This is a genomic window from Streptomyces sp. NPDC111802, assembly GCF_055634335.1.
Window position 1 is genome coordinate 1 of the sequence record NZ_JBVKCZ010000100.1, and the last position, 9,888, is coordinate 9,888.

At 63.4% G+C, this 9,888-nt stretch carries 5 protein-coding genes and 3 pseudogenes; 2 read left to right on the forward strand and 6 right to left on the reverse strand.

Going from position 1 to position 9,888, the window contains the following annotated elements; all coding sequences use genetic code 11:
• Nucleotides 1-86, forward strand: a pseudogene (locus tag ACZ7NC_RS43130) (IS5/IS1182 family transposase); the annotation flags it as partial.
• 88 nt (nucleotides 87-174) lie between these two features.
• Nucleotides 175-381 carry a hypothetical protein gene (locus ACZ7NC_RS43135; RefSeq protein ID WP_471497424.1) on the forward strand — a complete coding sequence of 69 codons (207 nt, stop codon included), beginning with the start codon at nucleotides 175-177 and terminating at the stop codon, nucleotides 379-381.
• A 724-nt stretch (nucleotides 382-1,105) separates the two neighbouring features.
• Here the strand turns inward: ACZ7NC_RS43135 and lepB are convergent.
• From lepB to ACZ7NC_RS43165, 6 genes and pseudogenes are all read right to left on the reverse strand, one after another.
• The gene (gene lepB / locus ACZ7NC_RS43140) at nucleotides 1,106-2,098 is read right to left on the reverse strand and encodes a signal peptidase I (protein WP_471497426.1); all 993 of its coding nucleotides are present in this window, start codon (nucleotides 2,096-2,098) and stop codon (nucleotides 1,106-1,108) included.
• Nucleotides 2,099-2,825: 727 nt separating this feature from the next.
• Nucleotides 2,826-3,248 carry a chaplin gene (locus ACZ7NC_RS43145; protein ID WP_471497428.1) on the reverse strand — a complete coding sequence of 141 codons (423 nt, stop codon included), beginning with the start codon at nucleotides 3,246-3,248 and terminating at the stop codon, nucleotides 2,826-2,828.
• A gap of 705 nt (nucleotides 3,249-3,953) precedes the next feature.
• A pseudogene (locus ACZ7NC_RS43150) lies at nucleotides 3,954-4,216 on the reverse strand (hypothetical protein); the annotation flags it as partial.
• Nucleotides 4,217-4,446: 230 nt separating this feature from the next.
• On the reverse strand, nucleotides 4,447-4,779 hold the full coding sequence (locus tag ACZ7NC_RS43155) for a histone-like nucleoid-structuring protein Lsr2 (protein WP_471497430.1): 333 nt from the start codon (nucleotides 4,777-4,779) through the stop codon (nucleotides 4,447-4,449).
• A gap of 2,126 nt (nucleotides 4,780-6,905) precedes the next feature.
• Nucleotides 6,906-7,418: a transposase gene (locus ACZ7NC_RS43160; RefSeq protein WP_471497432.1), complete on the reverse strand. Its 513-nt coding sequence runs from the start codon at nucleotides 7,416-7,418 to the stop codon at nucleotides 6,906-6,908.
• Between the two features lie 2,384 nt (nucleotides 7,419-9,802).
• Nucleotides 9,803-9,888, reverse strand: a pseudogene (locus ACZ7NC_RS43165) (IS5/IS1182 family transposase); the annotation flags it as partial.

A 9,888-nucleotide genomic window follows, 5' to 3' on the forward strand; every position in this document is an offset into this window, starting at 1 on the left:
GGCGGATCTTCCGCAGATCCCGATGCAGTCCAAACCGCATGACGTCAATCGCCAAAGCCGTCCTCACCCTGGAGCGGCAACGCTGAAGAAGCTCACTGATCGAGAGCGGGAGCCACTCCCTCCACTGATGCCGCGGGCCGTCACGGGCCGGCCGCGCGTGGAGGACCGTGGGCCATGGCAGACGGTCTCACCCGCTTGTGCCGCTACGCTTTGGACGGTGTGTTCACCCGGTTCCTGCAGCAGATCCAGGCTCGGGCGGACGCCGCCGGTGACATTGACTGGCTGGTCCAGATCGACAAAACCACTTGCCGGGCTCACCAGCATGCCGCCGCAACCGGCCGGGAAGCAGCGCCGGGTACCGTGGCTGCTGGTGACCGCTAAACTCCGCTTCGAGATGAGACGAACGTCGTGCTCCGAAATGGGCAGGTCTTCGGATTGCCGATGGGTATGAGGCGCGCGGGTCAGTGCTTACTCGAGCCAACACCGCTCCAGGCTGAGGTCGCTCCGCCAACCGTGTGAGAATGTGCCGCATTTCCTCAGGAGAGGGTAGGTGCCAGTCATACGGTGCGGGCATGAAATTAGCAATTGGCGAGTTCTGGGATGCATCCGCAGTGCGAGTAAGCGTTGAGACCACCGGCCTCCGGGGAGGAGACGCCGGACGGGGAGGCTGGGCTGAGGTTGAGATTGTTTTCCTCACCGGGGACAGATTCGATACACCGGACGGAAGACACTCATCGAAAGTCCTGATCAAAGTCAGTGGCGACTCCGAGATCTCGACGTTGGCAGCGGCGCTGGAGTGGGCCGGACGCCAACTGAGGGACCTCAGTGGGGCACGTGCCGTGCCCGTGTCAATTCCGCCCGGCTTGTAGCCAGAGGCGGGCAGCCACCCCTCTGTAAAACCGCGGATTCCGTCAGTACGACAGGCTCCGGCCGAAGACCGCCTCGTCATGATTGGTCGCGGCCCCGCTGTTGCGCCGCCTCCGCCCTGTCCAGCAGCAGCTGTGCCAGCGCGTCGGAGCAGGCTTGGCGGAGTTGCCGGGCGGCCCCGCCGACCCTCCGCAGCAGGGAGATCGGATGGCGCCGCCGCCGCGATCCGTTCGGTGGTTCAGTAGTTGCGCTCGGTGACGGGATACCCCGGGCCGTTTTCTGGGTTGGCCCACGGCCGCATCGCCAGCGTCCGGATGTTGCAGCGGCGGCGCCACAGCACCAGCGGCACCGCACCCGCCAGGGCGAGCCCCTGCGGCGCGATGGTCAGCGCGGCGGACCGGGCGCTCAGATTCTGCTCGAAGGTCTCCGGCACCGGCAGGTTGTCCCAGCGGTTGACCGGCCAGGCGACCACGATGGCGCGGCCGACGACCTCGTCGACGGGCACCATGCCGTGGTTCTTGTCGGCCTGGTTGTAGCGCGAGTCCCGGGAGTTCTGCCGGTGGTCGCCCATGACCCAGACGAAGCCCTCGGGGACCTTGACCTTGAACTGGCCGCCCTGGTCGTCCATGCTGCACGGCGTGTTGCCGGGGTAGACGTACGGCTCGTTCAGCGCCTTGCCGTTGACCAGCAGCGGGCCGGTCTTCTTGCACTCGATCGTGTCACCGCCGACGCCGATGACGCGCTTGATCAGGTCCTTCTCCTCCGCGGACGGCATCAGGCCGATCCAGCTGAGGAAGGTCTGCAGGGCGTTGGGGTCCGGGGTGGGCTCGCCCGCCAGCCAGTTGTCGGGGTCGTGGAAGACGACGACCTCGCCGCGCTCGGGCTCGGAACCGAACCAGGGAGTCAGCTTGTCGACCAGGACCCGGTCACCCTGCTGGAGGGTGTTCTGCATCGAGTCGGAGGGGATCGAGAACGCCTGCACCAGGAACGTCTTGACCAGCAGCGCCAGCAGCAGTGCGATGCCGATCAGGATCGGCAGCTCCTTCCACATGGAACGCTGATTGGTCGGCTTGGGAGACGTCCTTCCCGACCTATGGCCGCGGGGCTGGGATAGACCTGCCGCGCCTCTGGGGTTGCTGGCTGCGCCGGAATAGCGTTCAGAGGTCACGACATCGTCCAGGGCGGGGTCGACTGCATCGACGAGGTGTCGGAAGCGCCTGCCGTCCTCCACCGCATGTGTGTCAGCCGCTGCATCCGCCGGGTCAAGCTTCTGGTCAACCAACTCCTCTTCATATTCAAAACACTCACAAACGGACGGCTCGTCCAAATTTGCTGGCCGTCAGGGGGTAACGTGCTCATGACTGATGCCTTTGTCGTGTGCGTCAAGCGAAGCGTTCGCCTCGCTGGCCTTAGGACACGACGGGCAAGCGGACTGTTACGTCCCACGCAGTGCCATCGCGTGTGATCTGAGACACCCGGGTTGCGTCTTCGGCTCAGGAAGTGTGGCAGCTGAGTGTAAGTCCACTGGTAGGGGAGTGCACGGAGGCGGCGCTCGTGAAGGCGGCAGCTCCGGCGGCCACGGGTCCACTGGTGGCACCCAGTCATCTGCACAGCGCGCCATCGATAGTGCGATGCGTTGTGTGGCAAGGGGCAGGAGCGTGGCGCGTCACTGTCACCCGTGCCGGGGGAGTGGAGGCTCCCTATTTCCCCAAGCCTAATCAGAGGAGGAGCGTCCTGGGCGGCCGTTCCGACAGTACTCGGTCACCGAACGGCATTGTCGATTCGTCCGTAATGTGCGGTTGGATCAATTCGCTCGACGGGTCACCGCTACTTCGCACGGCGATTGGTTGTCAGCATTGGCTTACCTGGTCACGGAATAACCTGTGGCGCCGGCCGGCCCGACAGGATCGAATGGTGAGGCCTGTCTCACCATTGAACGTTCTGTTCAGAGGGACTCTCTACGTCATTCTGTCTGCACCCCGGCCAACCAGCGGAGGGCTGGGACTGAAGAACTCGTGGGGTTTGCGGCGGCGGACAGTTGCCCCAACGACACCCAACACGGTGATTGCGGCAGTAGTGCCACCCACGAGCGGATCGATGAGGGGCACAGGGACGATGGTCGGAGGAATGGACCTCGTTGGCGTGGACGGCCTCTGGGCGCAGGTGCCCCCCCCGGCCGGATGCATACTACCCAGTGCTGTGAGGGTGATTCCGCAAATATTGACCGGTGCATTGACTGGTAATTCGATCCGGTTTCCAGAGAGCAAGCCGGAGGGGTCGCTGGCCGCACTTGCTGGGTAACCAGTTACTGCACTCACCCCTAGTGCGATTAATCCGACTGTTAGGGCAGTCGTGAATCCAGTTTCTTTCATTCTTTTCATTAAATCACCCTTTCATGCGAAGTCGGAGCCGACTGGGTTTCTTGTCTGCGTGTAAATACTTACCGGACTGCATTTCGATAGGCAAGCATAAACCGGGCATGTGTGCGTGCGAGTTGCCCGCGACCTTGATTTATTATCGATCATTGCGGTTATTCATAATTGTACTGATCCTCTCCAGGCCGCTTCCGCGTAGATCTGCGATGAGGAAAGAATTATTGAGACGGTATTGGGGGGGTGTGCATGATGCCGTGATACATTCCGCCGACTGTGCGGCGGAGTCCGCGGGCGGCGCCCGGTGCGGGTGCGGGCCAGGGTGCCAGGCGGGAGGGTGTGGCGGTGGTTGTGACGGCGAGCGTTTGGGCCTGCGGAGAGGAGGCGGCGCTACGCGATCTGGCCTATGGGGCTGCCCGAGGAGTCACCGCGGTTGAGGCGGTGCCCTATGCCTGTTGATCACGAGCGTTGCTGACGCAGGCCGGTTTGATCGTGGCGAGTGCCGCCGTGTATGGCCCCCGTAATGCCCTGCTGACCGTTAGTGGCAACGGACTGTTGGTCGGATTCGTCCGCTCCGGTCACGCATGTGGCGGTCGAGATGGGCGTCTCCCGCGGCACGGCACCACAGATGGATCCGCAGCTGACGGTCAGATGGTGACGTCGGATTCGTCATTCGCTCCACATCGAACAACACCGATGAGCAGAGGCGGGGCATGCGCGGTGGGCGCGGGACGCGTATCCCTGATCCGCGGTGACCGCGCTCGGTCGGGTGTCGGGTCGACCGTCCAGCAGAGGGGTGTGGATCTTCTTCAGCACGGGAGTGAACTGCGGGCTGTCCGTGGCCTGCACAGCAGTCAGAACGATAATGGCCGGAGCTTGCGGTTGGCAGCAAGGCGAGTCTTGCTGGTCATTCCGGCGCGGGACCTTCCGGGGAAGGCTTGCTTCAGCCGGAGCCTGCGTCGGCGGCGGTGGCGCCGGTGTGCGGCCCGCTCGGGCTCAGTTCCCCGCCCCGCCCGTTCTGTCCCACCTCGTCAACCCTTTCGGCCGGACCTGTTGCGACTGACTGTAGTCCGGGAACGGCGACGCGAAAGCTGATGCCTAACGCTAACCCGGCCGCCCGCGGGTGATGCAGGTCCCGGCCGATGCGTAAACATCGTTCACCAGCCACACAGCGCTCAGCGCCGTGTGGCGGACTGGCGATGTGACCTCAGTGTGCTGCTTCGAATGCTTCGCGGATCTCCTTAGGGACACGGCCCCGTTGGCTTACCTCCTGGCCGTTCGCGCGCGCCCACGCCCGGACTTCCTCGGCACTGGGACCGGGCGCAACCTCCTTGCGAGTGCGGCCTGAGTACTTAGTGCGCCCGATCTTGCGGCCCTTTTCGATGAAGGTGCGCAGCGCTGCGTCCAGTTTGTCATAGTTCTCGGGTGTGAGATCAATTTCGTACTCAACGCCATTGAGTGAGAACCGGTGCGTGGACACCTCATCGGATTCCGCGCCTGTGAGGTCGTCCGTGTAGACAGTCACAACTTTCTGAGCCATGCGCGGATCGTACCGCATTTTACTGGGTGCGATCACGGGCGTGCCTGGCCCGTCCTGCATATCAGCATTGAAGATATCTCGGGGTTTCCTTCTCGAGGCCATGCTCTTGAGGCTGAGAGCGGCGATGCGCCCGAATGGGGTGGAACCTCCCTATTCGGGCCCGGGTCGAGGAGGGGTGGGATGTCACCCCCCTAGCTGTCCCGCGGGAGGAGGCGGCATCCCGCTCCCGAGGCTGCAGCCAGCCTGCTGGAAGATGGCCCGATCCGACATCCCGCCTTCCGTTAAGGGAACATGCAGAGATGGCACGAGGTCGCGAGTAGTGTCCGAATTTGTCGATGCAGTTAAGGGCTTGGATGCTGGGAAGCGGCCTAAGGTGACTGCGGTTGATCATGATATTTGCGTGGTTCCTCTCGGTCTGGCCGAGTGGCTCACGCCGCGAAGCCGGAAGCGCCTGGCGCACGAGGTTGGGTGATTTCGACGGATTCGCAGACCCGTAGGCGGGATGGCATCCGCATGGACTGGAAGCTGACGGGCGGGGGGGACCGGATGAAGGTCAGGGTGGGCCGTCGAGTCGTGGTAACGCTCTAGTAATTGGCATACAGGGCGGTGTACGTCGACTGTCCGAGGTTGAGTGGATATCCTGAGCGCAGGATGTGGGTTGCGGGTGGCCGACTCGCCGATTTGATCGTGGTGAAGATGTAGGGCACTCCCGTCTTAGTAGGCAGGAACGTGTGCCAGTGTTCGTGAAATTGATTTGGATGAATACCGGTCCGGTGCCGACGGTAACTTGACCTATGAACAGGCGCATGTCGCCAAGTCGGCATGTTGGGGTGGCCGGCACCGCGTGGGTGGGAAAAGACACCAATGGCGCTCCCGGCGGTAGCGAGTAAGCCAGCGCAGGCGAGGGCTATCTGTCTGGGGATATACTTCAAGATGGACGCTTCCATGGCGGCAGTGCACCACGGCGCCACCGTCTTAGCGCCGCTGCTCCGCGGCCGATCCAGGGTACGAACGCGAGAGCAGGATTTGCGCGGTCTCTTGTGTAGCCACTTGTTCTGCTACTACACGGTTGCTCGTCCTCTGTTTTGTCTCAAGTAGCTACTACCGATTCGCGCAGACTTCCTGCCATTGTGCGGCGTGGCAGAGACTGGCACCGCTGCAAAATTTCATACGCACTTCATCGTGAGCCGACGCATCATTCGAATGTTGTCATCACCCTGGCCCTGGATGGATCTGGTGCCAGGCGCAAGTGCATTGACCCGGAGCGTTTGGGCTTGGGCCGATAGAACTCCCGGTCTACCCGTGTTCGTCCATGCTCGGTGGCATAGGCGCCGAACGCTCTGACATTGCGCTTGTCCATCTTTTCCGAGTCACCCATCTACTCCTGGCCCGCCCTCGCCGGAGTGCAGCCCTTGAGGAACCCAGTGTCGTCACGATCAGCACACCACCAGCGCCAAGCTTCTCGGCTACGTAGTCGCACACACCGTCACGGATCGTGTCCGCGCCCCAGCGCGCGCTGGCCAGCAGATGCTGGTCACCTGTTCGGCGTAGTGGTGGCCGGGGGGAGAGTTCGTCAACCTTCTTCACCGGTTACGGTTGTGATGCCCGCGAAGGGACGCCCCCGGCGGATCACGGTTCGCCGGGGGCTGCCGAGGCCCGTCACAACGGGGAACGTCGTCGCTGTGCCGCAACATGAGAGATGCGCCGAGCACAAAGGTTTGCCCCATCAGGTCGGGCTGGGCGGCATCGAAGCGCGTGGGCGGGGCCACATGTCCATGCCTTGTTCCATGGCCGCCGCTCGCATGAGCGGCGGAGGTCCACTCAGCTCATCGCCGATGCCCTGCGTCCGTCAACATAAGACATCCGTGCGACGGAGAAGTCACGCCTTGGTCGGGCTGTCATTGCCCCATCAGGCGGGGACGTGGCCGCCGGCGCCCCCTATGGGACACATCTGGCGTGGAACCAGTGGACCTGCTGGACTGGGTTCGCTCCAGTCCCCACACGCGTTTTGCGTCAAGGTTGTCGGAGGCCCGTACTCACAGGCCAGCGGACTAGTGACCGAAGCGTTCCGCTCACCGTCAATACCGACTGCGCGAGAGAACCGCTCGCCCGGGTGGGCGCGACATCTACGCCAGACGAAGGGCAGCGCGAACTCCCAGCAAGCTCTTGAAGATCATCGAGTAGCACTTACGTGCCTGCGTGCCGACGAGGTGTCCCGTCGCCCTGGCACGGTGGCTGGCGGGGGAGCGGTGCGGTATGGCGATCCTGCCCCTTCCATTCCTTTGAGACTCATCCGTCGGGACTGTGGCTGACCTCTGACTGCCATCCTCGCGGGCGAGCGGGCTCAAGACCTCACCTGCGCTACCTGGGCACTGGCCGGGACGCTTCTGAGGAGGACGAGGCGAAGTTGGACAGCGCTTCGCAGAGACACGTGGGTGACCACCCAGGGATGCCTGCTCTAGCGGTTTAACCTGGCGGTCTCCGGCACGAGATAGGCGATGCCGGGACCTGTCCCCGGACGACACGCATCTTGGCGCGGTGTCGCAATACACGCCGAACGGGGCTGCGGCAGCGAATCGACGCACCTCGACGACTCGGCCAAGAATTTCGGCTGCGGTCAGATGGTAGCTCCCGAACAGATCAGTGAGAGGGTGCCAACGGCTGAGATTTGTTGAGTGATCCGCTGATCCAGTAAGACGATCCGTTCAGACAACGCTCATCGGCGAGCTCCAGGGCCGGCAAGAGGCGTATCCGGTTGGCTGGCAGCCCTGGAGTTGTCGGGTCGCAGTGTCTGCGGACAGCTTCCGCAGTGGCGGCCAAAGCCAAGCTCAACGACCCGCAGGTGCAGGCGGTTTACGGACTAGGTGCGCTGGCGCACCAGTTCATCGCGTCGGTCGCTGAGGAGCCGCAGGACCGTGGCGTCGTCCTCAGCCTATGGTGTCTGCAGGCCTGAAGCGTGCAGGGCGCGGCACCGTCGCTTGGGCGTCGGCGGGGTCGGTCTTGCGCGGATGTTGGCTGAGCAGGTGCACCAGCTTTGCCGGCCTATCGACGACGCGGTCGCGCCGCTGCAGCAGTCTCGGGCCAGATTCCAGCCCATGCCGCGAGGGTTCTCAACGGCTCACTGGCGCAACGGCCATTGGCGAGACCAGCGCACCAAGCGCCGGAATCCTTCGTCGGCCGCATCCACCCGGGTCGGCATGGCCACCGCAGTACTCTGGATATCCACGGCTACCGTGGCCCACGAATACTTGTGGGATCGACGCCAATGGTGATGAGCCGGATAGAATTCACTTGCTGCGTCACTGTTGCCTCCCCCTGCAGTCATTCGTTCGACGAGCGAACAACGAGGACTGCGCGGCGTCAAGCGCAGCAGACCTCTCTGGAGCCCACTCCCGGCGGGCGAGCCTGAGCAGGCGCATGCCAGTCGCGGGCCAGCCAGCCATGAAACGGGGCGGCATTTCAAGCACAAACGACCTGCTCAGAGCAGGCCACACGTTGCCTCATGTAGTGGCGCGGCCTGGCCATGCGCAGCAACGAGCTTGCCATGGTCTACCCAAGCCGCATTCCACCTCGCAGGCATCCTCATCTGAGCCCGCAGATGGCCAAAGAGAAGAATCTAGATTGCGGACATTCTCCCCGTAACAGCGGCATCGACGATGCACCCACTGCACGCACGGCGCTGGCAGCGTATGCGGTGACGCTTGTGGCCACACCCCACGTACGCCCTCTGTACACCGAGCCGTCCGGCTGCCATGTCTATCCACCAATCACGCGGTACGGTGCAACGCCTCCTCATCCGGCGCGATCCATCCATCAGTTGAAACAGCACTCGTGTGCTTCCCGATGCCCGAGGGATCGGTCCAACTCGGTCCTGCCGATCATGGGCAAGATCTGTTCACACCGCTGTGGGATATTCTCCACACCCGCAGATGACCGACGTCGCCACGTGCGGAGAGGGTGCACGGATCGACGCCGGTCATAACAGCGCTGGAGGGGCCGTCCCGCGCCCGCCCGGATGGTCTCCCCTGGGACTGCGCCCAGTCCATCCGTGAGGACGCTTTTCCCGCACGAGCGGGGGATGTGTCCCCTAAACTGGCGGGCTGCCCGTGCCCGTCGGCTGTTCCCGCGTCAGTCAAGATGACGGCGGGTAAGGCGAGAACCGCTCGTACCAATCACCTCCCCAAAATGTGCGGTATGGGGCCGTGCTCGTCGGGTTGCTCGCGGGTAGTCCGGCCTTGCGGCGATCGAGCAGTGGCCTCCCAGCCCACACAGGCCCCTCCTGGTGTGGGTTCGGCCCCAAGAGGGCTGAAACTAGTGGCCCGACAGCATGCCGGAATAGTCATTCTGGTGAGTGATTTCGCTGCGTTCCTTGGAGGCGCGTGGTTCAGCGGAGAAGGTGCAGAACCAACTGATCGAAACAGCCACGTATCCGGTTCTATCATCGTTGTGCGGTGATTCCATCGAACGCTTGCGCGGGCTTCTTCGAGCTCGTATCCCTCGCCTAGAGGGGCGCTTGAGACAACACGCCGATGAAAGTTGGGCCACTTCAAGTCTTCAGTCCACGAAGGCACATCCAGTGCGGACCAGCACTGTGCATCGAGCGTGCTGTTGCTGCGGGCACAATCGGCTTAGAACTATGGCCGTTCGCGCGCAGGTACAAGGAACTGGAAACGGGGCCCGGGCAAGGGCCATCGGCCAGAGCGAAAGACGTCAATGCCGTCGGACCGCACGTGGTGGGTCCTGCGGACGGCTGGCCGATACGTCTCGTCCCGCCACAAGACAACGGGCAACGGCGGATGCAGGCAGTTAAGACAGTCTCCGGTTCAGCGCGCTTTGACACCGTACCGGTAAGTGTCTGTCACCTGCTGACCTGCCGGGCTCCGGGGCCCGGCCCACGGCCGCCAACGGAAACGTGCGGGTCTCCCGTCGGCCTGTGGAATGTGACGCTACCGGTGTCGGCTCCACCGTCCGATACCTGAGCGCGGGCGAGTGGATCGCCGACTCTGCCCCGCACTGAGGATTTTCAGTGTTGCTTCTCCAGGGTGAGGACAGCTTTGGCGATGACGGTCATGCGGTTCGGGCTGATGCGGGATCTGCGGAAGATCTGCC

Coding starts and splice junctions, on each gene's coding strand:
- ACZ7NC_RS43135 (WP_471497424.1), top strand. CDS start 175: ATGGCAGACGGTCTCACCCGCTTGTGCCGCTACGCTTTGGACGGTGTG.
- ACZ7NC_RS43145 (WP_471497428.1), bottom strand. CDS start 3,248: ATGAAAAGAATGAAAGAAACTGGATTCACGACTGCCCTAACAGTCGGA.
- ACZ7NC_RS43155 (WP_471497430.1), bottom strand. CDS start 4,779: ATGGCTCAGAAAGTTGTGACTGTCTACACGGACGACCTCACAGGCGCG.